Origin of the sequence: Allobosea sp. OK403, assembly GCF_900113835.1 — a bacterium.
Classification (GTDB): domain Bacteria; phylum Pseudomonadota; class Alphaproteobacteria; order Rhizobiales; family Beijerinckiaceae; genus Allobosea.
In genome coordinates this window covers 277,769-300,100 of sequence record NZ_FOQV01000004.1, presented here as the reverse complement: position 1 = coordinate 300,100, position 22,332 = coordinate 277,769, and the positions used below count along the sequence as shown (strand labels likewise).

The window sequence follows — 22,332 nt, the reverse complement described above, 5'->3', positions numbered from 1 at the left end:
GGGGCGCGAGAGGAATTTATCGCGCCCAAAGTCGCATCCATTTACCCGCGCGAAGCTGCTCGCGCGAGGCTCTCAGCCTGGTTCGTCGCAGCGGATCATCTGAACCTTTTTCGGCATCTCCCCGACCGCCGGGACGAATTGCCCGGTCGCCGGATCGAGCAGCATCAGCACGCCGGTGGCGACCGCGAAATAGGCACCGTGCAATTGCAGGCGGCCCTTGCCTTCCAAAATCTGCACGCAAGGGAAGGTGCGCAGATTGATGAGCGATTGCTGGATCGAGGCAAGCGAGAGCCGCTCGACATAATCCTCGAAACTCTCATTGCGGCCGCGCCCGCCGGTGCGCTGCGCGGCGGGGCCGATCAGCGTGATCCATCTGCCGATGAAGTCGCCGGGCGAGAGCGGGCCTTGCGTATCGTCGGCGAAGGCGCGGATGCCGCCGCAGCGGCCATGGCCGAGCACAACGATATGCTCGACCTTGAGCGCCTGCACGGCGTATTCGAGCGCAGCCGAAGTGCCGTGGAGCTGGTCGTCGGGCGAAAACGGCGGCACCAGATTGGCGACGTTGCGGGCGACGAACATCTCGCCAGGGCGTGCGTCGAAGATAATCTCGGGCGAGACGCGCGAATCGCAGCAGCCGATCAGCATGATCTTCGGCGTCTGCCCGCTATCGGCGAGCTCCTCGTAGCGGCTCTTCTCGCGGTCGAAACGGTCGTCGAGGAAGGCGCGATAACCTTCGGTCAGGCGCTCGGGGAATAGGGGCGCTGGTTTGTCCATGCCCCTCTCGAACAGGATGCGGGGGCTTTCGTCAAGCGCATGTTGCGTCGCAGCGTTGGGCGGAAACCGGTCATCCGGCTGCGAGAAATGCCTCCAGCCGCGCCAGAAGCACCGCCGAATCGCCCTCCAGGAGCACGGTCTTCAAGCGGGCCGAGGCGCCCGCGACCAGCCTCACCCGCGAGCGCGGCAGGCCCATGAGCTTGGCCAGGAACGCGACCAGCGCTGCATTGGCCTCGCCATCGCTGGGTGCGGCGCGGACCCTGATCTTCAGGACCTCGCGCCCATCGGCCATGGGTTCGACGCCGTCGAGCCCATCGCGCCCGCCGCGCGGCGTCAGCCTGACGGAGAGGATGAGGCCGTCCTGCGATGCGCGCCAGGCCGGCACGCAAACCCCGGCTCTAGAAGACGGCGGGGTAGATGTAGCGGACGATAACGCTCTGGATGAAGAAGATCAGCAGCAGGAGGATGATCGGCGAGATGTCGATGCCGCCGAGATTGGGCAGGCGTTCGCGGATCGGCCGCAGCGCCGGCTCGGTGATCTTGTAGAGCGAATCCCAGACTGTCGCGACGAACTGGTTGCGCGTGTTGACGACATTGAATGCAATCAGCCAGCTCAGCACGGCCGATGCGATCAGGAGCCATGTGTAGATGTTCAAGGCGAGCATCACCACATCGAGAACGGCACGCATCGGCATTCCTCTTGAGAATTCAGTGTTGACCGGCAGCGCGATGCTTCCGCCGACCCCGCGACGACGTCATGGGCGAAGTCGTGATGCGGGTGATTGACATCCACGCGACGCACGGCCTAGAAGGCCAGCGCCTTGGGGCTGTAGCTCAGATGGGAGAGCGCTGCAATCGCACTGCAGAGGTCAGGGGTTCGATTCCCCTCAGCTCCACCAGGCTTTTCTCGTAGATCGTTGAAAGGCCTGGTGGATATCCAGGCAGCGGCGCAGGCGGCAGGCCGCGCCGCGTGGGCCAGACTCTCGCCCAATGCTTTGGCTCGGCCGTGTTTCATTGCTGGCAAGCGCGAATGGCGCTGTATTTCCCGATCGTCGATGGTGTCGCGACGGGTAATGCCGCTCTGTGCAAGCAGGTTTCTCCCGCATCAGCCAGACTGCATTGGTCGGCAGAGTTTTCGGACACTAAAGATGCCGACTTCTCTATGAGGCCTTGCTTCTGCCTTGATACGGGGCAATATTGCCATATAATTTCTCAAGTCTAGGGTCGAAGAATGTCCGACGATAGCGAAGCGCTTATTGGCCTCTCGGCGATGGTCGTTGCGGCCTATGTCGCGCATAACAATGTTCCGCGCGCCGATCTGCCCGGCTTGATCGCGAGCACCCATGCTGCCCTGGCCGGTCTCGGCGAGGAGCCGGCTGCCGCGCCCGCAGGGCCGCTCGTGCCGGCGGTGCCGATCAAGAAGTCGGTGACGCCCGACGCCATCATCTGCCTGGAGGATGGCAAGGCGTTCAAGTCGATGAAGCGGCATCTCGGCGTCTCCTACGGCATGACGCCGGCCGAGTACCGCACGAAATGGGGCCTGCCGGCGGATTATCCGATGGTCGCGCCGAACTATGCCGAAGCGCGTTCCGCTCTGGCCAAGACGATGGGCCTCGGCCGCAAGGCCGCCGCAGCGCGTTCCGCCCAGCCGGCCCGTCGCAGCAAGAAGGTCCCAGCCTGACCGGCGGCTTTCGCGGGAGGCCGCGAAAGCCTGTTGTCGCATACGGACGCCGCGCTCTTCGCGCGGCGTTTTGTTTTGAAGGGCTGCGGCTCCGGCCTGCTCCGACTCTAGGCGGTGCGCGCTTGCCTGTTCACGTGCGGGCACAGTAGCTCTTGGTATGCCAGCTCTTGGGCGCACGCCTGTTTCCGATCGCCGCGCCGCCAACCCATTCGGGCTCTTCCGCCGCCATGATCATCCGTCAGTTGATCTATCTCGATGCGCTGGCCCGCGAGAAGCATTTCCGCCGGGCGGCCGAGGCCTGCCATGTTTCGCAGCCGACCTTGTCGGCGGCCATCGTCCAGCTCGAGGAGGAGCTCGGCGTGCTGATCGTCGAGCGCGGACGGCGCTTCCAGGGGTTGACCAAGGAGGGCGAGGTCGTGCTCGCCCATGCAAGGCGCATCCTTGCCGAAGCCGATCTGATGAAGGAATCGATCGCGGAACTGAAGGAGGGCGTCAGTGGCCGCATCAGGCTGGGCGCGATCCCGACCGCCTTGCCGATGATCGCCCATATCACCGCGCCGTTCTCCTCGCGCTATCCGGCGGTCTCCTTGACAGTCTTGTCGCTGACTTCGCACGAGATCCAGGATCGCATCGACAATTTCGAGCTCGATGTCGGCTTGACCTATCTCGACAATGAGCCGCTCGACCGGGTGATCTCAAAGCCGATCTACCAGGAATCCTATGTGCTGCTGACGCGAGAGGATGGCCCGCTCGGCGGCTATGAGACGATCTCCTGGGCGGAAGCCGGTGAGCTCAAGCTCTGCCTGCTGACTTCCGATATGCAGAACCGGCGTATCATCGACGGCATCTTCCGCTCGGTCGGGCTTGCTCCGAGGCCGGCGATCGAGACCAATTCGATCTTCAATCTGTGCTCGCATGCCGGCATTCAGGGCGTCTCCAGCATCGTCTCGCTGCAGTTGCTGGAGTTCTTCGGCGTGCCCCTGGGCACCAAGGCCCTGCCGCTGGTCGAACCCGAGGCGCAGCGCACGATCGGCCTGATCGTCGCCGACCGCCAGCCCTTCGCGCCGCTGGCCAGGAACCTCTTGATGATGTCGCGGCCGGTGCCCGAGGCGGCTCTGCCGCGGCGACCGATCGTGCGATAGCTGGGGCCTATCGTTTTCCGCCGATGAAACGATGCCTGTGCCGCAGAATGAGGTGATAAGCCAAGATTATCGCAAGCCGATTGAGAATGGCGCCCCTCTCTAAGGGTCGGCTGAGCGATTTTTGATAGCTAAAAACTATCATTCAGTTGAAACAAACGATTTGAAATCATTCCAGTATGGACCACCATTCACCAAAAGCGATCGTCGGGTGAACCGCGTCGAATGGAGGAATGATGGCCGGATACCCCGCCTGGGACCAGGATAGCGCGCGCTCGATCATTGCCGGCCTTGCGCATCTCGAAGGCGCGACGCTGCCGATCCTGCACGCGCTGCAGGAGGAGTTCGGCCATGTCGACCCGCAGGCGGTGCCCTTGATCGCCGAGGCTCTGAACCTGTCGCGCGCCGAAATCCATGGCACGATCTCGTTCTATCACGACTTCCGGACCGCCCCGCCGCCTCGGCGCGTGATCAAGCTCTGCCGCGCCGAGGCCTGCCAGGCACTGGGCTGCGAGGCGCTGGTTACGGCGCTGGCGCGTGAGCACGGCATCGCGGTCGATGATCATGAGGCTGGGGCGGATGTCGCGGTCGAGACGGTCTATTGCCTCGGCAATTGCGCGCTGGGACCCGCCGCGCTGGTCGATGGCGAACTGATCGGCCGCGTCGATGCCGGCCGGCTCGCTGAGCTCTGCGGCCCCCATGCGGGAGCGCGCGCATGAGCCAATCTCCTGTCAAAATCTTTGCCCCTGTCAAAATCTTCGTGCCGATCGATGCCGCCGCCCTGTCGGTGGGGGCCGAGGGCGTCGCACAGGCGATCTTTCGCGAGGCGCAGGTGCGCGGCGACGCGATCGAACTCGTCCGCAACGGATCGCGCGGCATGCTCTGGCTGGAGCCCTTGGTCGAGGTCGTGACCGCGGAGGGGCGTATCGCCTATGGCCCGGTCGCGGCGAGGGATGTTGCGGGCCTGTTCGAGGCGGGGTTCCTCTCCGGTGGCGCCCATGCGCTGCGATTGGGCGCCACCGAAGAACTCGACTGGATGAAGCGCCAGCAGCGCCTGACTTTTGCGCGCATCGGCGTCATCGACCCGCTCTCGCTTGCCGATTATCGCGCCCATGGCGGCCTGGCCGGACTCAAAGCTGCGCTGGCGATGACCGGCGGGGCGATCGTCGAGACGGTGAAGGCCTCAGGGTTGCGCGGGCGCGGCGGGGCGGGCTTCTCGACCGGCATCAAATGGAAGACGGTGCACGACGCGCAGGCGGAGCAGAAATACATCGTCTGCAATGCCGACGAAGGCGACAGCGGCACCTTCGCCGACCGGATGCTGATGGAGGGCGACCCCTTCCTGCTGGTCGAGGGCATGGCGATCGCCGCCGTCGCGGTCGGCGCGACCAAGGGCTTCATCTATCTGCGCTCGGAATATCCGCATGCGCATCGCACCTTGCAACGCGCCATCCTGAAGGCGGAGAGCGCCGGCATCCTGGGCGATTCCGTGCTGGGCTCAGGCCATGCCTTCCATCTTGAAGTGCGATTGGGGGCCGGCGCCTATATCTGCGGCGAGGAGACCTCGCTGCTCGAAAGCCTGGAGGGCAAGCGCGCGCTGGTGCGGGCCAAGCCGCCGCTGCCGGCCCTGCAAGGGCTCTTCGGCAAGCCGACCGTCGTCAACAATGTGCTCTCCTTCGCGGCCGTGCCCTGGATTCTCCAGCATGGCGCAAAGGCTTATGCCGATTACGGCATGGGCCGCTCGCGCGGGACCTTGCCGGTGCAGCTCGGCGGCAATGTCCGGCGCGGCGGGTTGATCGAGCTCGCCTTCGGTATCTCACTGCGCGAGATCATCGAGGATATGGGCGGCGGCACATTGTCGGGCCGGCCGATCCGCGCCGTGCAGGTCGGCGGGCCGCTGGGCGCTTACCTTACGGCGGGTCAGCTCGACGTCGCCATGGATTACGAAGCGCTGGCCGCGATGAAAGCCATGCTCGGCCATGGCGGCATCGTCGTCTTCGACGACACGGTCGACATGGCCAGGCAAGCCCGCTTCGCCTTCGCCTTCTGCGCCAAGGAATCCTGCGGCAAGTGCACGCCCTGCCGCATCGGCGCGGTGCGCGGCGTCGAGGTGATGGACCGCATCATCGCCGGCACCGAACGCCCGAAGAACATCGCGGTCCTGCGCGATCTCAACCGTCTGATGACCGATGCTTCGCTCTGCGCCATGGGCGGCTTGACCCCGATGCCGGTGATGAGCGCGCTGAACCATTTTTCCGAGGATTTCGACCGGCCGGTCCCAGCCCTGGCCGCCGAATGAGGAGCCTGTCATGAGCCTGATCAAGGAGATCGATTTCGGCACGCCGATCCGCGTTTCCGAAAAACAGGTCACGCTGACGATCGACGGGCAGAGCGTCACGGTCCCGGCCGGCACCTCGGTGATGGCGGCTGCGATGAGCGTCGGGACCAAGATCCCCAAGCTCTGCGCCACCGATATGCTCGAGCCCTTCGGCTCCTGCCGGCTCTGTCTCGTCGAGATCGAGGGCCGGCGCGGCACGCCCTCCTCCTGCACCACCCCGGCCGAGGAGGGCATGGTCGTTCGCACGCAGACCGAGCAGCTCTCGACCCTGCGCAAGGGCGTGATGGAGCTCTACATCTCCGACCATCCGTTGGATTGCCTGACCTGCTCGGCCAATGGCGATTGCGAATTGCAGGACATGGCGGGCGCGGTCGGCCTGCGCGAGGTGCGCTATGGCTATGAGGGCGAGAACCATGTCTTCGCCAGGACGGCGGACGGCCTCGCCAATGAGAACTGGTTGGCCAAGGACACCTCCAATCCTTATTTCACCTATGACCCGACGAAATGCATCGTCTGCAATCGCTGCGTGCGCGCCTGCGAGGAGGTGCAAGGCACCTTCGCGCTGACCATCACCGGCCGCGGCTTCGATTCGCGCGTTGCGCCGGGGCCGACCGACTTCCTGGGTTCCGAATGTGTCTCCTGCGGCGCCTGCGTGCAGGCCTGCCCAACGGCGACGCTGATGGAGAACAGCGTCATCCAGATGGGCCAGCCCGAGCATTCCAAGGTCACGACCTGCGCCTATTGCGGCGTCGGCTGCTCGTTCAAGGCCGAGATGCAGGGCGACAAGGTCGTCCGCATGGTGCCCTACAAGGACGGCAAGGCCAATGAGGGCCATTCCTGCGTCAAGGGCCGTTTCGCCTGGGGTTATGCGACCCATAAGGACCGCATCACCAAGCCGATGATCCGGGAGAAGATCACCGATCCCTGGCGCGAAGTGTCATGGGAGGAGGCGATCAACCATGCGGCTTCCGAGTTCAAGCGCATCCAGTCGCGCTATGGCCGGGAATCGCTTGGCGCCATCACCTCGTCGCGCTGCACCAATGAGGAGGTCTTCCTCGTTCAGAAGCTGGTGCGCGCCGGCTTCCGCAACAACAATGTCGATACCTGCGCCCGCGTCTGCCATTCGCCGACCGGCTACGGCCTGAAGACGACGCTGGGCACCTCGGCGGGCACACAGGATTTCAAATCGGTCGCCAAGGCCGACGTCATCCTGGTGATCGGCGCCAATCCGACCGACGGCCATCCCGTCTTCGCCTCGCGGATGAAGAAGCGCCTGCGCCAGGGCGCCAAGCTCATCGTCGCCGATCCGCGCCGGATCGACATGGTGAAGTCGCCCCATATCAAGGCGGAACACCATCTCCAGCTCCTGCCCGGCACCAATGTCGCGCTGATCAACGCGCTCAGTCATGTCGTCGTGACCGAGGGCCTGATCGCCGAGGACTATGTCCGCGAGCGCTGCGACCTGGCCGATTTCGAGATCTGGGCCCGCTTCATCGCGCAGGCGCACAACTCGCCCGAGGCGAGCGAGGAGTTCACCGGCGTCCCGGCCGCCGATGTCCGCGCTGCGGCGCGGCTCTACGCCACCGCCGATAATAGTGCGATCTTCTATGGGCTTGGCGTCACCGAGCACAGCCAGGGCTCGACCATGGTGATGGGCATGGCCAATCTCGCCATGGCGACCGGCAATATCGGGCGCGACGGCGTCGGCATCAATCCGCTGCGCGGCCAGAACAACGTCCAGGGTGCCTGCGACATGGGCTCCTTCCCGCATGAGTTCACCGGCTACCGCCATGTCTCGGACGATGCGACGCGCCAGATCTTCGAGATGATGTGGGGCGTGCCGCTCGATGTGGAGCCGGGCCTGCGCATCCCCAACATGCTCGACGAGGCGGTCGGCGGCACCTTCAAGGCGCTCTATGTCCAGGGCGAGGACATCGCCCAGTCCGACCCCAACACGCAGCATGTCACCGCCGGGCTGTCTGCGATGGAATGTGTCGTGGTGCAGGATCTCTTCCTGAACGAGACGGCGAAATACGCCCATGTCTTCCTGCCGGGCTCCTCCTTCCTGGAGAAGGACGGCACCTTCACCAATGCCGAGCGCCGCATCAACCGCGTCCGGCAAGTGATGGCGCCGCTCTCGGGCAAGGCGGAATGGCAGGTCACGATCGATTTCGCCCGGGCGCTCGGCTATGAGATGGCCTATGCGCATCCCAGCGAGATCATGGACGAGGTCGCGCGGCTGACGCCGAGCTTCGCCGGGGTGAGCTATGACAAGCTCGACAAGCTCGGCTCGGTGCAATGGCCCTGCAATGAGAAGGCCCCGACCGGCACGCCCCTGATGCATGTCGACCGCTTCGTGCGCGGCAAGGGCAAGTTCATGATCACCGAATTCGTGCCCACCGAGGAGCGCACCGGGGCGCGCTTCCCGCTGATCCTGACGACGGGGCGCATCCTCTCGCAATATAATGTCGGCGCACAGACGCGGCGCACCGCCAACTCCGCCTGGCATGACGAGGACGTGCTGGAGATCCACCCCTTCGACGCCGAGAATCGCGGCATCAAATCTGGCGATCTCGTCGCGCTCGCCAGCCGCTCCGGCGACATCTCCCTGCGCGCCGAGGTCTCGGAGCGGATGCAGCCGGGCGTGGTCTACACGACCTTCCACCATGCCGAGACCGGCGCCAATGTCATCACCACGGATTTCTCGGATTGGGCGACCAATTGCCCGGAATACAAGGTGACGGCGGTCGAGGTCAGGCGGACGAATTATTATTCGCAGTGGCAGGAGCGCAATCGCGAGGAAGACATCTCGCTGCGCCGGATCGCGGGGCGTTTGCCCGATGCCGCGGAATAGCCCGCCCGCCCAGCCGCCGGCCTCTTGCGCCGTGCCGACCGAGCGGGTCCGCTTCGATGGCGGCCTGGGCCTCGCAGTGAGCGCCGAGGTCGCTGTCGAGGCACCGGTCAGCATCGTCTATGGCAACCTGCCCTATGCGGTGATGATGGCGACGCCGTCGGATCTTGAGGATTTCGTCGCCGGCTTCAGCCTGACCGAGGGCATCGTCACCGGCATCGACGAGATCAGAGCCATCAGGGTCCAGCCGCAGCCGGACGGCATCGTCGTCACCGTCGATCTCGCGCCCGGCCGTTTCCGCGAGCATCTGGCGCGGCGCCGCAATCTCTCGGGCCGGACCTCATGCGGGCTCTGCGGCGTCGAGACGCTGAGCGAACTGCCGATGGCACGGGCGGGAGCGCGGGAGGGGCAACCGATCGCGCGCAGCACCATCCATGCGGCCCTGGCGAGCCTTGAGCGTCACCAGCCCTTGAACCGGCTCACCCATGCCGTCCATGCCGCCGTCTGGTGCGATGCGACGGGTGCGATCCTGGCGGCGCGCGAGGATGTCGGCCGGCACAACGCGCTCGACAAATTGATCGGCGCGCGTTTGCGCGCTGGCCACGAGGCCAGCAGTGGTTTCGTGCTCGTCACCAGCCGCGCCTCCTTCGAGATGGTCGAGAAGGCGGCGATCTTCGGGGCCGGCACGCTGGTCTCGATCTCGGCACCGACCTCGCTCGCGATCGAGCGGGCGAAGCGGCTCGGCTTGAATCTCGTCTGCGTCGCCCGTGACGATGGCTGCATCGTCTTCGCCGGAGCGTTGGCGCCTGAACTGGAGACGCAAGCACGATGAGCGAGGCTGCGTTGCCGACGAGCGAGGCGCGGGACGCCCATAAGGCCGAGCAGTGCGAGAAGCTCGCGCGCATGGCCGGGCAGATCGCCGATTTCTTCAAATCCTATCCCGACGCGCAGGCGGTGCCCGCCATCGCCGACCACATCAACCAGTTCTGGAGCCGGCGCATGCGTGAGGATTTCCTCGCCGCGTTCACCAGCGATTCCCAGGAGCTCCAACCCCTTGTACGGCGCGCCTTGGCGCTGATCAGGCCGGCGCGGGGCGGATAGCGGAGCAGAGCGCGCCTGAAAAAGGCGTGCACAACGCGATTTCAACGAGCCGGGAGCAACCCGGCCCGATTAGAGAATCTTGGGGAAAAGGGAACTGACATGAGCATCGCACAGGATATCGGGCAGGTTTCGCTTGCTCCGGGTCTGCTGGACCGGGAGCGGATCATCGCGAAGGCCGGCTTCAACCGCTGGCTGGTGCCGCCGGCGGCGCTTTGCATCCATCTCTGCATCGGCATGGCCTATGGCTTCAGCGTGTTCTGGCTGCCGCTCAGCCAGGCCATCGGCGTCTCCAAGCCGGTCGCTTGTGCGGCCGATGTCGGGCTGATCGGCTCGCTCTTCACCACGGCCTGCGACTGGAAGGTCGCCGATCTCGGCTGGATGTACACGCTGTTCTTCGTGCTGCTCGGCTCCTCGGCGGCGATCTGGGGCGGCTGGCTCGAGCGCGTTGGCCCGCGCCGGGCGGGCTTCGTCTCGGCGCTGTGCTGGTGCGGCGGTCTCCTGATCTCGGCGCTCGGCGTCTACACCCACCAGCTCTGGCTGATGTGGCTGGGTTCGGGCGTCATCGGCGGCATCGGGCTGGGCCTCGGCTACATCTCGCCGGTCTCGACCCTGGTGAAATGGTTCCCCGACCGGCGCGGCATGGCGACCGGCATGGCGATCATGGGTTTCGGCGGCGGCGCGATGATCGGCTCGCCCTTGGCCGACATCCTGATGAACGCCTTCAAGACCCCGACCTCGGTTGGCGTCTGGCAGACCTTCGTGGTGATGGCGGCGATCTACTTCGTCTTCATGATGGCTGGCGCCTTCGGTTACCGCATCCCGCCTTCGGGCTGGCGCCCGGATGGCTGGACCCCGCCCGCGACCCAGAATGCGATGATCACCTCTGGCCATGTCCATCTCAAGGACGCGCATAAGACGCCGCAGTTCTGGCTGATCTGGGCCGTGCTCTGCCTCAACGTTTCGGCCGGCATCGGCGTGCTCGGCATGGCCTCGCCGATGCTGCAGGAGATCTTCGCCGGCTCCCTGATCGGCAAGCCGGAGATCGGGTTTGCCGCACTCGACGCCGAACAGAAGAAGCAGATCGCCACGATCGCCGCGGCCTTCGTCGGCCTGCTCTCGCTGTTCAATATCGCGGGCCGCTTCTTCTGGGCCTCGCTCTCGGACAAGCTCGGCCGCAAGCTGACCTATGCGACCTTCTTCGGCCTGGGCATCGTGCTCTATGGGCTCTCGCCCTGGGCCGCCCATGCCGGCTCGCTGGCGCTGTTCGTCGCCTTCTTCTGCATCATCCTGTCGATGTATGGCGGGGGCTTTGCCACCGTGCCGGCCTATCTCGCCGACATGTTCGGCACCCAGTTCGTCGGCGCGATCCATGGCCGTTTGCTGACGGCGTGGTCGACGGCGGGCATCATCGGGCCGGTCGTGGTCAACTATATCCGCGAGGCGCAGATCAATGCCGGCGTGCCGCGTGCGCAGGTCTATGACCGGACGATGTATATCCTCGCCGGCATGCTGGTGGCGGGTTTCATCGCCAATCTGCTCGTCCGACCGGTGGTGCAGAAATGGTTCATGAGGGATGCGGAGGTCGCAGCTCTCCAGGCCAAGACCGCCAGCGCCGCGGCGAGCGGCCCGCATGGCTCCTTCGGCATCGGCAAGGGCGGCTTCGACGGCACGGCGCTGCTCGCCTGGGCCGTTGTCGGCATTCCGCTGGCCTGGGGCGTCTGGATCACCTTGTCCAAATCGCTGGCGTTGTTCCGCTGAGAGAGCCGCAGCAGTGAGGATACCGGGGCCCGCATCATCCGATGCGGGCCTTTTTCTTGGGCGCTTTCTTGGGCGCTTTCCCGGGCGATTTTGGTGGGCCCCCGGGGAGGCCCGCGATTTCGCGGGTTGACAGAAAGGTAATGTTATAATGTAACGAAATTGCTCCACAATCACCTGAGTCCATCATGCCTCCCACCTCGCTCCTGACCGACCGCCGCCTGCCGGTGACCGTGCTCTCCGGCTTCCTCGGGGCCGGCAAGACCACCTTGCTCAACCACATCCTCAATAATCGCGAGGGCAAGCGCGTCGCGGTCATCGTCAACGATATGAGCGAGGTCAACATCGACGCCGATCTCGTGCGCGAGGGTGGCGCGGATCTGTCCAAGACCGACGAAAAGCTCGTCGAGATGAGCAATGGCTGCATTTGCTGCACCTTGCGCGACGACCTCCTGAGCGAGGTACGCCGGCTCGCGGCCGAGAACCGCTTCGACTACCTGCTGATCGAAGGCACCGGCATCGCCGAGCCGTTGCCGATCGCCGCGACCTTCTCCTTCCGCGACGAGGACGACCGCTCGCTCGACGATGTCGCGCGGCTCGACACGATGGTGACAGTGGTCGACGCCATCAACCTGCTTGCCGATTACGATAGCCGCGATTTCCTCGGCGACCGCGGCGAGACCGCCGGCGCGGGCGATGCGCGCACGCTGGTCGACCTCCTGGTCGAGCAGATCGAATTCGCCGATGTCGTGGTGATCAACAAGGCCGGCGAGGTCTCGGCCGGGGAGCGCGACAGAGTTCGCCGCGTCGTGCGCGGGCTCAATGCGGATGCCCGGATCGTCGAGGCCGATTTCGGCCGGGTGGCGCTCGACCAACTGCTGAACACGCGCCTGTTCAACGAGGAGAAGGCGCAAACGCATCCGCTCTGGCACAAGGAGCTGTTCGGCTTCCGCGACCATGTGCCGGAAACCGAGGAATACGGCATCCGCTCCTTCGTCTACCGAGCGCGGCGGCCGTTCCATCCGCGCCAGCTGCACGCGCTGATGAATAATCGCTTTGCCGGCGTGATCCGCGCCAAGGGGCATTTCTGGCTGGCGACGCGGCCGCATTGGGTCGGCGAATATTCGCTCGCCGGGCGGATCACGCGCACCGAGGGGCTGGGCAGCTGGTGGGCGGCGGTGCCGAAGGAGCGCTGGCCGCGCTCAGAGGAGTTCGCCTCGCTGATGCGCCGCCACTGGTCGGAGCTCTGGGGCGACCGCCGGCAGGAGCTGGTCTTCATCGGCGGGCCGGAGATGTACGAGGCCGCGATCCGTGCGGCGCTCGATGCCTGCCTGACTGGAAGTTCCACGACAGGCCTCTCGAAAGCGCTGCTCGCGCTCGACGACCCGTTCCCCGCCTGGGACCGGCAGGCGGCCTGAGCTTCCTCCCGCCGCCTCGGGCGGCGGCATAGCCCCCTTTCACAGCGGATCTTCCCATGACCATCGACCTTGCAGCGGCGCGGCGCGCCGGCATTCTCCGTGCCGGCGTCGCGCTTGGCGCCATCATTGCGACCGGCGCCTTGGCACAAACGGCCATCGAACTGCCCGAGATCACGGTGACGGCGCCAAGCCCGATCCAGCCGCGCAGCCTGCCCGATGCCGCGGCTGCGCCGAATGGCGAGGCGGTTGCGGTCAACCGCAGCTTCTCCTCGGTCACCTTCCTCACCGCCGGCGAACTTCTGCGCAATGGCGGCCGCACGCTCGGCGACCAGCTCGCCAATCAGCCGGGCATCACCAATTCCGGCTTCGCGCCGGGCGCAGCCGACCGCCCGATCATTCGCGGCCTCGATAATTTCCGCGTCCGCATCCAGGAAAACGGCATCGGCTCGCAGGATGTCTCCGATCTCGGCGAGGATCACGGCGTGCCGATCGATCCGCTGGCGGCGCAGCGCGTCGAGGTGATTCGCGGGCCGGGCACCTTGCGCTATGGTTCGCAGGCGATCGGCGGCGTCGTCAGCGTCGACAACAACCGCATCCCGTCATTCCTGATCGCGCCGGGCTTCCATGCCGAGACGCGCTCCTCGGTCTCCTCGGTCGATCGCGGCATCGAGAATTCGGGGCTGATCGATGCGCGCTCGGGCCAGTTCGTCGTCCATGGCGACATCTATCATCGCAATGCCGAGGATTATCACATCCCCGGCGGCACCCAGTTCAACAGCTATGTCCGCTCCGACGGCCAGGCGATCGGCGGTTCCTATTTTCTGCCCGATAATCGCGGCTTCATCGGTGTCTCGCTGTCGCATTTCACCAGCCTCTACGGCATTCCCGGCGCCGATGCGCGGGCGACGCGCACCCGCATCGACCTCGAACAGACAAAACTCGCGGGCAAGGGCGAGTTCCAGATCGATGGCGGCTTCATCGATACCTTGCGCTTCTGGGTCGGCGGGTCCGTCTACAAGCATCAGGAGCAGGGGCTGAACGATGGCGGCGGCTTCGAGACCGCCGCTACGTTCAAGAATCGCGAGATCGAAGGGCGCGTCGAGGCGCAGCTCAAGCCGCTCGAAACCGGCATCGGCCGCCTGACCTCGGCCTTCGGCCTGCAACTTGGCCGCCAGGAGATCGGCACCTCCGGAGAAGCTGGTGGTTTGCTGCCGCCAGCCGACACCAACAGCGCCGGCATCTACAATTTCAATGAATTGCAGCTGCTACCCGGCACCAAGCTGCAGGCCGCTGGCCGCATCGACTATGTCGACGTCAAGGGTACTGCGACGAACTTTCCGGCCGGCTATCTGCCTGGTTTCACCGAGGGCATCGACCCCGAGACTGGCGCGGCGACGCAAGTTGCGACGGCGGACGATCCGACTTCCTCGGCACGGCGCCGCCGCTTCAGGCCGGTGAGCGCCAGCCTCGGTCTGCTTCAGGATCTGCCCTTCGGCTTCACCGGCAGCCTGACCGGCTCCTATACGGAGCGCGCGCCCAAGGCTTCCGAACTGTTCTCGCGCGGCGCGCATGATGCGCCCGGCACCTTCGAGATCGGTGATCCCAATCTGAAGAAGGAGACCGCCAAGACGGTCGAATTGGGCCTGCGCCGCACGGCCGGTCCCTGGCGCTTCGACGCCTCGCTCTATGCGACACGCTATGAGGGCTTCATCTATCGCCGCGTCACCGGCCTGCGCTGCGACAATGATTTCGCCAGTTGCGGCACGGGCAACGCATTGACGCAGGTGGTCTACACCCAGCGCAACGCCAGCTTCCTCGGCGGAGAACTCAAGACGCAATACGATCTCTTCGAGATCGGCCTGAACGTCTTCGGGGTCGAGGGGCAATACGACATCGTTCGGGCGAGATTCTCCGGCGACGAGAATGTGCCGCGTATTCCGCCTCAACGCCTCGGCGGTGGGCTGTTCTGGCGCGGCGGCGATGCCTGGTTCGCTAGGGTCAACCTGATCCACGCGTTCTCGCAGAAGCGGATCGCGCCCGAGGAGACGCCGACCAGCGGCTACAACCTGCTCAACGCCGAGCTCAGCTACAAGGTCAAGCTCAAGGACGGGCCGCTCGGGCCGATCGAGCTCACCGCCGGCGTCAACGGCACCAATCTGCTCAACGAGACGATCCGCAACGCGGTGTCCTTCCGCAAGGACGATGTGGTGGCGCCCGGGCGCGGCGTGCGCGCCTTCCTGAGCGCGAAGTTCTGAAGGGGTGGCGAGCGCCGGATCGCGTCTTGTGCGGCGCAAGGCGGTGTGCTTCCTTGGCGGGGTCGGTTCTCGAAAGAGATCAAAAGGGAATCCGGTGAGCGCGCGCAAGCGCGCGATTCCGGAGCTGCCCCCGCAACTGTCAGCGGCGAGCGACGTTCGATCATGCCACTGGGCTTGCCCCGGGAAGGCCGAACGAAGCTTGGACCCGCGAGCCAGGAGACCTGCCGACGTCGTGAAGCCATGCAACCGGGCGGGGTGCCCCGGAAGGAGCTCTGATGACGGTCGCTCACTTGCGCGCTCTGGTCGCGCAACCGGGTTCGAACGGCGCCGAAGCACCGGCCGCGTCCCATCCATGGGAAGCCGCCGGTGACGGATGTCGAATGCTGCCCCCCTAGACACCGAGGCTATCGCCTCCGGAGGAACGGATTTCGGCCTGACGGACGAAATCCGCTCCTGTCGGACGAGACGTGCCGCGATCGTCGCTCTCTCCCCAGACCACAGGATCCGCTCCGACGCGGAACTGGCGGGCTGGGCGCGAATGATCGCGCCGGGCAGCGTGGTGACCGCGTGCGCGCTGCGTGCGGCTCAAGGACGATCCTTCATCCTTTGCGCCCGCGAGCCGGGCTGATCCTTTCCCATCGGAGATTGCCGCCATGAATCTGACGACGATGTCGCGCCGCGCCCTGATCAGGCTGGCCTCGGTCCTGCCTGTCATAGCCCTGTTCGGCTCGGCGTCCCTGGCCCAGCAGGGCGAGCCTGTCCTGCGCGTGGTCGCGCCCTGGGAGTACACCTCGAACGACCCGGCCGATATCGGCTATATCCTGACCCGCCTCGGAGTTGCGGAGACGCTGGTGCAGGTCGAGCCGGAAGGCCAGCTGGTCGGCGGCATCGCTGAAAGCTGGTCGGTCTCCGAGGACAAGTTGAGCTGGCGCTTCAAGCTGCGCGCGGGGCTGAGCTTCCATGACGGAAGCCCGGTGACGGCGCAGGCCGTGGCGGCCAGCCTGAAGCAGTCCTTCATCGGCGAGAGCCTTTCGGCCGTGCCGCTCGACAGCGTGTCCGTCGATGGCGCCGACGTGGTGATCCGCACCAGCACCCCCTTCAGCGTGCTGCCGGCTTTCCTGTGCGATTACGCGTCGATCGTGCTCGCGCCTTCCGCTTACGGCACTGACGGCAAGGTCATCAAGATCGTCGCGACCGGGCCCTATAAGCTCACCGCGATCGACGGCAAGACGACGCTGGAGCTCGACCGCTTCGAAGGCTATGCGCGGCCCAGGCCCGCCATCGCCAAGCTGCGCTACATGGCGGTGGTCAATGGCGACACCCGCGCCAATATCGCGATCGCTGGGGACGCCGACCTCGTCTATACGCTCAGCCCCATCGCGACGCCGCGGATCAATGCCGCCGGCCAGATGAAGGTCGAGAGCCTGACCATTCCGCGGGTTCGCGCGCTGTTCTTCGACAGCGGGTTGCCGCAATTTTCCGATTTTCGCGTCCGCCGCGCCATCGCCATGACTGTGGATCGCGACGGCATCGCCAAGGCGATCCTGCGCCATCCGGATTCGAGTGCCTCACAGCTCCTGCCGCCGATCATGACGGGCTGGTATCGCCAGGGTCTGCCCGCCATCGCCCATGATCCCGCGGCGGCGCGCAAGCTGCTCGACGAGGCCGGCTGGATCGCGGCAGGCGACGGTATCCGCGTCAAGGACGGCGTCCGCCTCGCGGCCAAGCTCCTGACGCTGGTTAACCGGCCGGAGCTGCCGGTCATGGCATCAGCCATCCAGGCGCAATTGCGTGGGATCGGCATGGAGGTCGTGATCGAGGTTGGTCCCGGCAACAGCGTTCCCGCCGCGATCAAGGACGGGACCATGCAGTTCACGCTCGTCTCGCGCACCTATGTCAATGTGCCGGAGCCAATCGCGACGATCATCCCCGACTTCACGCGCGAGCGCTCGGTCTGGGGGACGGTACGCTGGGATGGCCGGGATCAGGTCAAGGCCCTGACGGAGGCCTATCTCGCGAGCTTCGACGACGCCCGCAAGGACGAGCTGCGTGGGCAGATCATCGCCCTGCTGCATGACCAGATGCCCGTCGTCCCGGTCTCCTGGAGCGAACACAGCGTCGCGGTATCCGGGCGGATCAAGAATGTCGCGATCGACCCCTATGAGATGCGCTACCTCGTCGAACGGATGGCCTGGAAGTGAGGCCGGCGCTGACGCTGCTCGGGTCGCGCGCTGCGCAGGCCGCGCTGACGGCCTGGCTCTTGGCGACGCTGTGCTTCGGCTTCATCCATGCCTTGCCCGGCGACATGGCGCTGCGCATCGCCGCGGCCCGCGTCGGCGATGAGCGGGTGACGGTCGAGACGACTGAGCGCATCCGCCGCGAGGAGGGGCTCGACCGGCCATTGGCCGTGCAATACGCCGCCTGGCTCAGCCGCGTCGCGACCGGCGATCTCGGCCAATCACTGGTCTCGCGCCAGCCGGTGCGACAGGAGATCGCCTATCACGGCCGCTTCACGCTCGGCCTGGGCGCTCTCGGCTGGCTGGTCTCCTATCTTATCGCCCTGCCGCTTGGCATTGCCTGCGGTTTTGCGCCGGGGGGATGGCTCGACCGTGTAACGACGGGCATCGCGGTCGCGCTTGCCTCGCTGCCGAGCTTCCTCGTCGGCATCGGCCTGATCTCGGTCTTCGCGCTCAGCCTGCGCTGGCTGCCGCCGGCGGGCTACCGGACAGGTGCGCATATGGTCCTGCCGGCCTTGACGCTGGCGCTGGGCCTGGCGGCCTTCTCGGTCAGGATCATCCGCAATGCGGTGGTCGAGGTGCGCGGCGCCTTCTACATGACCTTCGCGCGGATCAGGGGGCGCTCGGCCGCATCGGCCTTCCGCCATCACGGCGTGCGCAATGCGGCGATCCCGGTTGCGACTTTTGCGGCCCTGCAATTCGCCTACATGGTCGACGGCTTCGTCGTGGTCGAGATGCTGTTCAACTATCCCGGGTTGGGCGAATTGCTGGTCAAGGCGCTGCTCGCCCGCGACGTGCCGGTGGTGATGGGCGCAGGGCTGGTGATCGGGCTGGTTTATGCGGGCGTCAACCTCCTGGCCGATCTCGCTTGCCTTGCCCTCGACCCGCGCCAGGCTGCGAGGTTTCCGGCATGAGCGGGCAGGCGGTTTCCGAACGCATCAGGACGAGGGCTGAGAGAGGGGATCGGCTGAAGGCCGGTCTCGCCTTGCCGCTTGTCCTGCTGGCTGCCGTGGCTGGGCTCGCGCTGTTTGGGCCATTGCTGTCGCCGCATGATCCCACAGCGCAGGATCTGCTGCATGCGCTCGAAGGACCCTCGCTCGCGCATCCGCTAGGCACAGACCATGTCGGGCGCGACGTGTTCGCGCGGCTGGCGCATGGGGCGGGCCGCTCGCTGGGGATCGCGCTCGCCTGCGTCGGTGCCGCCACGGGGCTCGGCCTCGGGCTCGGCCTGATCGCTGCCTATGCCGGGCGCTGGAGCGACATGGCGATCATGCGTCTCGCCGATCTGATGCTGGCTTTTCCCGGCATCCTGCTGGCGCTGGTGATCTCCGGCTTTCTCGGCGGCGGCGTGCTGCCGATGCTGATCGGCATCAAATTGACGCTGTGGCCGCAATTCGCCCGGATGGCGCGCGCCATCGCGCAGGGCGAGCTCAAGGAACCGCATGTCGAGGCGGCGCGACTGGCGGGTTTCCCGGCCCGCACCCTGCTGATCCGCCACGTCCTGCCCGCCGTGCTGCGCCAGACCACGACGCTGGCGACGCTGGGGCTGGGGGCCGCGATCATGTCGATCTCGGCGCTCGGCTTCCTGGGGCTGGGTCTGCAGCCGCCAACGCCGGAATGGGGCGCGATGATCAGCGAACTCCTGCCTTACATCTCGGAGGCGCCGGTGCAGATGGCGGCGCCTTGCCTGGCGATCTTCATCTCCGTGCTCGGCGCGACCCTGCTCGGGCAGGTGCTGTCGGAGCCCGATTCCGGCCAGGAGGCCGAACGATGAGCCCGCCCGCCCTCATCATCCGCGGTCTCGCCATTCGCGAAGGCCATGGCGCATTGGTGGTCGCGGGCGTCGATCTCGAGGTCGAGGCCGGCGGGACGCTGGTCCTGATCGGCGAGACCGGCAGCGGCAAGAGCCTGATCGCCCAGGCGGTGATGGGCCTCCTGCCGCAGGGGTTCGCGGCAAGCGGGACGATCGCGATCAACGGCCATGCGCCGGTCGATGCCGGGCAGGCCGGGCTCCTGCGGCTGTTCTGGTCGCGCGAGACCATGCTGCTGCCGCAGGAGCCGCGCGCGGCGCTCGATCCGACGATGCGCATCGGCCGCCAGCTCTTCGAGAGGACGCGGCAAAATGATGCCGTGGCGGCGCTGCAGGCCGTCGGGCTCGCGCCGGAGATCGCGCAGGCCTATCCGCCGATGCTGTCGGGCGGCATGGCGCAGCGCGTGCTCGTCGCCTCCGTCCTGGTCGGGCGCGCGCCGCTGCTGATCGCCGACGAGCCGAGCAAGGGGCTCGATTCCGAAAGGCTCGGCCAGACGCGCGATCTCCTGCTCTCGCTTGGGCAGGCCGGGCGCGCGCTCCTGGTGATCACGCATGACATCGCGCTAGCGCGCGCGCTCGGCGGGCGGCTTGCGGTGCTGCGCGAAGGCCGCATCGTCGAGCAGGGCGAGAGCGCGGCCGTCTTCGCAGCGCCGCGCCAGAGCTATACCCGCGCCTGGATCGAGGCCGATCCGTCGCGCTGGCGGCCGAGCCTGCGCTGCTGCGCGGTCGATGCTCCGGTGCTTGCCGGCCATGGCCTGCGTTTCGGCTTCCGGGACCGGCCGGCGCTGTTCGAGGGGCTCGACATCCATGTCCCGCGCGGTGGCGTGCTCGCGCTCACCGGCCCCAGCGGCTGCGGCAAGACCACGCTCGGCAACATCCTGCTCGGGCTGCAGGCGCCCGATGCCGGCCAGGTGAGCTGGGCCGGCTGCGACCCTTATCGCGATCGCGCGGCGCTGAAGCGCCTGCGTCGCCGCTACCAGAAGCTGCATCAGGATCCCGCCAGCGTCTTCCTGCCCGGCCGCAGCACCGGCCTGCAGCTCGCCGACCTCAAGGAGGTCGCGCCCGAGCTCGATCTCGCCCGCGATCTGCCGCCCCTGCTCGAGCGGCTGCGGCTTGATCCGCGATTGCTGCGGCGCCAGGCCGGGGAGGTCTCGGGCGGGGAAGCGCAAAGGCTGGCGCTGGCGCGCATCCTGCTGATGAAGCCGGAGCTGATCGTCGCCGACGAGCCGACCTCGCGGCTCGATCCGTTGGTCCAGCGCGAGACGATCGCGCTGCTGCGGGAGATCGTTGCGGGCGAGGGGGTCGGACTTGTGCTGATCGGGCATGACCGGGCCCTGCTGGCGGCGACGGCCGACGATGTGATCACGATCGGGCGTTGAATTCGGCAGTACGCCTCTTGCATTGTGCGCTGCAACATACGATCTAACGCTCAAGTTAGGGAAGACACGCCTCCTGGTCGGTAGCGCAGCGATTTCGCGCTGTTACAGGAGATGACATTGGCAAGTTCCAAAAAGGCCGGCGCTGTGACCGGCCATGGTGAAATCCGTCGGCTTTGGCCCACGGAACGCGACATCTTCACCGCCCATCTGCTCCGGCTCGACGCGGTGACGCGGCGCGAGCGCTTCGGCACGGCCGTGAACGACGATTTCCTCGTCAACTATGCTGCGACGACCTTCGGCGTCGGCGGGCTGGTCTATGCCTATATCGAAGAGGGCGAGGTTCGCGGCGCGGCCGAATTGCGCGGGCTGGAGGACATTGTCACCCAGACCGGTGAGGCCGCCTTCAGCGTCGAGAAGGCCTGGCGCCGGCGCGGGCTCGGCGAGCAATTGTTCAGCCGCCTGATCACGGCCGGACGCAATCGCGGCATCCGCACGCTCTACATGACCTGCCTGCCGGAAAATGCGGCGATGCGTCGTCTCGCGCGCAAGTTCGAGGCCGATCTCGTCGGCGGCTACAACGACGTCGAGGGCTCGATCGCGACCGGCGGACCGACGCCCTTCACCATCCTCGACGAGGCCTTCGACAACGCCAAGGGCTTTGCCACGCTGGCGCTCTCGTTGCAGCGCAAATTCTGGCCGCAGGCGCTGTTCGGACGCTCCTCGCGCGCCTGACCGGCTCGCGCCGCCAGAGCGCTTTTAAATCGTCATTGCGAGGAGCGTCAGCGACGAAGCAATCCAGGAGGGCTTGCTCGACGGCCCCTGGATTGCTTCGCGGAGCTTGTACTCGGGCTTGCCGAAGGCAAGACCCGGGTGCTCGCAATGACGGGTCAAGGCGAAGTCCGAATATCGGCTAGACCTAGCGGTTGAGCGAGAGCGCGGCGCCCGATTTCGTCACGGCGCCATTCATGGCGCCGCCATCGGAGGCGCGCAGGCGCGCGACCACCGAGCCGCCCTGCTGATAGAGATAGACCTCGCCGTCGCGATAGTCCCAGGCGGTGACCTTCTGCAGGTCGCGATTGGCGCAGCCGGCTGCATTGGCGCGGTAGAGGTCGAGCGCGGGCGCGCTCGAGAGCTGGACCTTGCAGGAACTGCCGGTGGCTTCGCGCGCCGTCCAGTTGCCGACGACGCCATCGCGCGACGAAACCGCGCCGCGTGCCGGGCCGGCTCCGCCGCCGAGGGTGGCGACCTGGCCGCCGCCGCCACGCAGGGCCGGCACCTCGCCGGGCTGGGCGGATGGCGGAGCCGCGCTCACGGGAGCGCCAGCATTGGGGTTGTAGTAGGGGTCCTGCGGCGGCGGCAAGGCGCCGGGCGAGGCCGGCGCAGAGGCGACCGGATAGCCGCCCGGCGGGGGCAGGGGCTCCGAGGTCACGGGCGCGGAGCTGATCGGCGGCGCCGATTGCAGCGGCGGCGGGTCGTAGGTCGGCATGCCCGATCGGCCGGGGCCGTCGAGGGTGAAACGCTGCGAGCCCGCGCAGGCGGTCAAGGCGAGCAGGGGCACGAGGCCGACGGCCTTGAGGAGCATGGCCGCGCCTGC

At 66.5% G+C, this 22,332-nt stretch carries 19 protein-coding genes, 1 tRNA gene and 1 riboswitch; of the genes, 16 read left to right on the top strand and 4 right to left on the bottom strand.

Translation table 11 applies throughout. The features are described from left to right. Window positions 1-72 precede the first annotated feature (72 nt). The 3 genes from BMZ97_RS17520 to BMZ97_RS17510 all read right to left on the bottom strand — a co-directional run bounded on the left by BMZ97_RS17520 (window position 73) and on the right by BMZ97_RS17510 (window position 1,463). Complete coding sequence (locus BMZ97_RS17520) at window positions 73-774, bottom strand: carbonic anhydrase (protein ID WP_092172192.1); 702 nt, start codon at window positions 772-774, stop codon at window positions 73-75. 70 nt (window positions 775-844) lie between these two features. Beyond that, window positions 845-1,159 carry a DUF167 family protein gene (locus tag BMZ97_RS17515; RefSeq protein ID WP_092172189.1) on the bottom strand — a complete coding sequence of 105 codons (315 nt, stop codon included), beginning with the start codon at window positions 1,157-1,159 and terminating at the stop codon, window positions 845-847. 13 nt (window positions 1,160-1,172) lie between these two features. After that, window positions 1,173-1,463, bottom strand: a complete 291-nt coding sequence (locus tag BMZ97_RS17510; protein ID WP_092172495.1) for a YggT family protein — start codon at window positions 1,461-1,463, stop codon at window positions 1,173-1,175. A gap of 134 nt (window positions 1,464-1,597) precedes the next feature. Here BMZ97_RS17510 and BMZ97_RS17505 point away from each other — a divergent pair. The 16 genes from BMZ97_RS17505 (at window position 1,598) to BMZ97_RS17425 (ending at window position 21,470) form a co-directional block, all read left to right on the top strand. Then, window positions 1,598-1,673: transfer RNA gene (locus BMZ97_RS17505), tRNA-Ala, on the top strand. A 332-nt stretch (window positions 1,674-2,005) separates the two neighbouring features. Next, a complete protein-coding gene (locus tag BMZ97_RS17500; RefSeq protein ID WP_092172186.1) occupies window positions 2,006-2,455 on the top strand; it encodes a Ros/MucR family transcriptional regulator in 450 nt (149 codons plus the stop codon). 227 nt (window positions 2,456-2,682) lie between these two features. Continuing rightward, window positions 2,683-3,597 (top strand): LysR family transcriptional regulator, encoded by a 915-nt coding sequence (locus tag BMZ97_RS17495; RefSeq protein WP_244546465.1) that lies wholly within the window; start codon window positions 2,683-2,685, stop codon window positions 3,595-3,597. A 233-nt stretch (window positions 3,598-3,830) separates the two neighbouring features. Continuing rightward, entirely contained in the window at window positions 3,831-4,313 is a 483-nt protein-coding gene (locus BMZ97_RS17490; RefSeq protein WP_092172183.1) for an NAD(P)H-dependent oxidoreductase subunit E, read from the top strand. Further along, window positions 4,310-5,893, top strand: coding sequence for a formate dehydrogenase beta subunit (locus tag BMZ97_RS17485; RefSeq protein WP_092172180.1), 1,584 nt, complete (start codon window positions 4,310-4,312; stop codon window positions 5,891-5,893). Before BMZ97_RS17490 ends, BMZ97_RS17485 begins: the two co-directional genes overlap by 4 nt. A gap of 10 nt (window positions 5,894-5,903) precedes the next feature. After that, a complete protein-coding gene (gene fdhF / locus BMZ97_RS17480; RefSeq protein WP_092172177.1) occupies window positions 5,904-8,786 on the top strand; it encodes a formate dehydrogenase subunit alpha in 2,883 nt (960 codons plus the stop codon). Beyond that, the gene (gene fdhD / locus BMZ97_RS17475; RefSeq protein WP_092172174.1) at window positions 8,773-9,615 is read left to right on the top strand and encodes a formate dehydrogenase accessory sulfurtransferase FdhD; all 843 of its coding nucleotides are present in this window, start codon (window positions 8,773-8,775) and stop codon (window positions 9,613-9,615) included. The genes fdhF and fdhD overlap by 14 nt, the downstream gene beginning before the upstream one ends. Further along, the gene (locus tag BMZ97_RS17470) at window positions 9,612-9,884 is read left to right on the top strand and encodes a formate dehydrogenase subunit delta (protein WP_092172171.1); all 273 of its coding nucleotides are present in this window, start codon (window positions 9,612-9,614) and stop codon (window positions 9,882-9,884) included. Before fdhD ends, BMZ97_RS17470 begins: the two co-directional genes overlap by 4 nt. Before the next feature lie 99 nt (window positions 9,885-9,983). Continuing rightward, window positions 9,984-11,642 carry an OFA family MFS transporter gene (locus BMZ97_RS17465; protein ID WP_092172168.1) on the top strand — a complete coding sequence of 553 codons (1,659 nt, stop codon included), beginning with the start codon at window positions 9,984-9,986 and terminating at the stop codon, window positions 11,640-11,642. Between the two features lie 185 nt (window positions 11,643-11,827). After that, window positions 11,828-13,057, top strand: coding sequence for a GTP-binding protein (locus BMZ97_RS17460; RefSeq protein WP_092172165.1), 1,230 nt, complete (start codon window positions 11,828-11,830; stop codon window positions 13,055-13,057). Between the two features lie 56 nt (window positions 13,058-13,113). Further along, the gene (locus BMZ97_RS17455; protein ID WP_092172162.1) at window positions 13,114-15,312 is read left to right on the top strand and encodes a TonB-dependent receptor; all 2,199 of its coding nucleotides are present in this window, start codon (window positions 13,114-13,116) and stop codon (window positions 15,310-15,312) included. 46 nt (window positions 15,313-15,358) lie between these two features. Next, window positions 15,359-15,556: riboswitch (cobalamin riboswitch) on the top strand. A 409-nt stretch (window positions 15,557-15,965) separates the two neighbouring features. After that, entirely contained in the window at window positions 15,966-17,513 is a 1,548-nt protein-coding gene (locus BMZ97_RS17445; protein ID WP_092172156.1) for an ABC transporter substrate-binding protein, read from the top strand. Next, complete coding sequence (locus tag BMZ97_RS17440; protein WP_092172153.1) at window positions 17,510-18,463, top strand: ABC transporter permease; 954 nt, start codon at window positions 17,510-17,512, stop codon at window positions 18,461-18,463. The genes BMZ97_RS17445 and BMZ97_RS17440 overlap by 4 nt, the downstream gene beginning before the upstream one ends. Further along, window positions 18,460-19,323 carry an ABC transporter permease gene (locus tag BMZ97_RS17435; RefSeq protein ID WP_092172150.1) on the top strand — a complete coding sequence of 288 codons (864 nt, stop codon included), beginning with the start codon at window positions 18,460-18,462 and terminating at the stop codon, window positions 19,321-19,323. The genes BMZ97_RS17440 and BMZ97_RS17435 overlap by 4 nt, the downstream gene beginning before the upstream one ends. Beyond that, a complete protein-coding gene (locus tag BMZ97_RS17430) occupies window positions 19,320-20,738 on the top strand; it encodes an ABC transporter ATP-binding protein (RefSeq protein ID WP_092172147.1) in 1,419 nt (472 codons plus the stop codon). Before BMZ97_RS17435 ends, BMZ97_RS17430 begins: the two co-directional genes overlap by 4 nt. A gap of 117 nt (window positions 20,739-20,855) precedes the next feature. Continuing rightward, entirely contained in the window at window positions 20,856-21,470 is a 615-nt protein-coding gene (locus tag BMZ97_RS17425) for a GNAT family N-acetyltransferase (RefSeq protein WP_175525603.1), read from the top strand. 184 nt (window positions 21,471-21,654) lie between these two features. On the opposite strand, the gene BMZ97_RS17420 is transcribed toward BMZ97_RS17425, so the two are convergent. Next, window positions 21,655-22,320 (bottom strand): AprI/Inh family metalloprotease inhibitor, encoded by a 666-nt coding sequence (locus tag BMZ97_RS17420; protein WP_175525610.1) that lies wholly within the window; start codon window positions 22,318-22,320, stop codon window positions 21,655-21,657. Window positions 22,321-22,332: the final 12 nt, after the last annotated feature.

Bases quoted from the DNA above. Each gene is read 5' to 3' on its own strand.
- BMZ97_RS17490 (WP_092172183.1), top strand. From the start codon at position 3,831: ATGGCCGGATACCCCGCCTGGGACCAGGATAGCGCGCGCTCGATCATT.
- BMZ97_RS17510 (WP_092172495.1), bottom strand. From the start codon at position 1,463: ATGCGTGCCGTTCTCGATGTGGTGATGCTCGCCTTGAACATCTACACA.
- fdhF (WP_092172177.1), top strand. From the start codon at position 5,904: ATGAGCCTGATCAAGGAGATCGATTTCGGCACGCCGATCCGCGTTTCC.
- BMZ97_RS17430 (WP_092172147.1), top strand. From the start codon at position 19,320: ATGAGCCCGCCCGCCCTCATCATCCGCGGTCTCGCCATTCGCGAAGGC.
- BMZ97_RS17460 (WP_092172165.1), top strand. From the start codon at position 11,828: ATGCCTCCCACCTCGCTCCTGACCGACCGCCGCCTGCCGGTGACCGTG.
- BMZ97_RS17445 (WP_092172156.1), top strand. From the start codon at position 15,966: ATGAATCTGACGACGATGTCGCGCCGCGCCCTGATCAGGCTGGCCTCG.
- BMZ97_RS17485 (WP_092172180.1), top strand. From the start codon at position 4,310: ATGAGCCAATCTCCTGTCAAAATCTTTGCCCCTGTCAAAATCTTCGTG.
- BMZ97_RS17455 (WP_092172162.1), top strand. From the start codon at position 13,114: ATGACCATCGACCTTGCAGCGGCGCGGCGCGCCGGCATTCTCCGTGCC.
- BMZ97_RS17465 (WP_092172168.1), top strand. From the start codon at position 9,984: ATGAGCATCGCACAGGATATCGGGCAGGTTTCGCTTGCTCCGGGTCTG.
- BMZ97_RS17435 (WP_092172150.1), top strand. From the start codon at position 18,460: ATGAGCGGGCAGGCGGTTTCCGAACGCATCAGGACGAGGGCTGAGAGA.
- BMZ97_RS17520 (WP_092172192.1), bottom strand. From the start codon at position 774: ATGGACAAACCAGCGCCCCTATTCCCCGAGCGCCTGACCGAAGGTTAT.
- BMZ97_RS17420 (WP_175525610.1), bottom strand. From the start codon at position 22,320: ATGCTCCTCAAGGCCGTCGGCCTCGTGCCCCTGCTCGCCTTGACCGCC.
- BMZ97_RS17500 (WP_092172186.1), top strand. From the start codon at position 2,006: ATGTCCGACGATAGCGAAGCGCTTATTGGCCTCTCGGCGATGGTCGTT.
- BMZ97_RS17495 (WP_244546465.1), top strand. From the start codon at position 2,683: ATGATCATCCGTCAGTTGATCTATCTCGATGCGCTGGCCCGCGAGAAG.
- fdhD (WP_092172174.1), top strand. From the start codon at position 8,773: ATGCCGCGGAATAGCCCGCCCGCCCAGCCGCCGGCCTCTTGCGCCGTG.
- BMZ97_RS17470 (WP_092172171.1), top strand. From the start codon at position 9,612: ATGAGCGAGGCTGCGTTGCCGACGAGCGAGGCGCGGGACGCCCATAAG.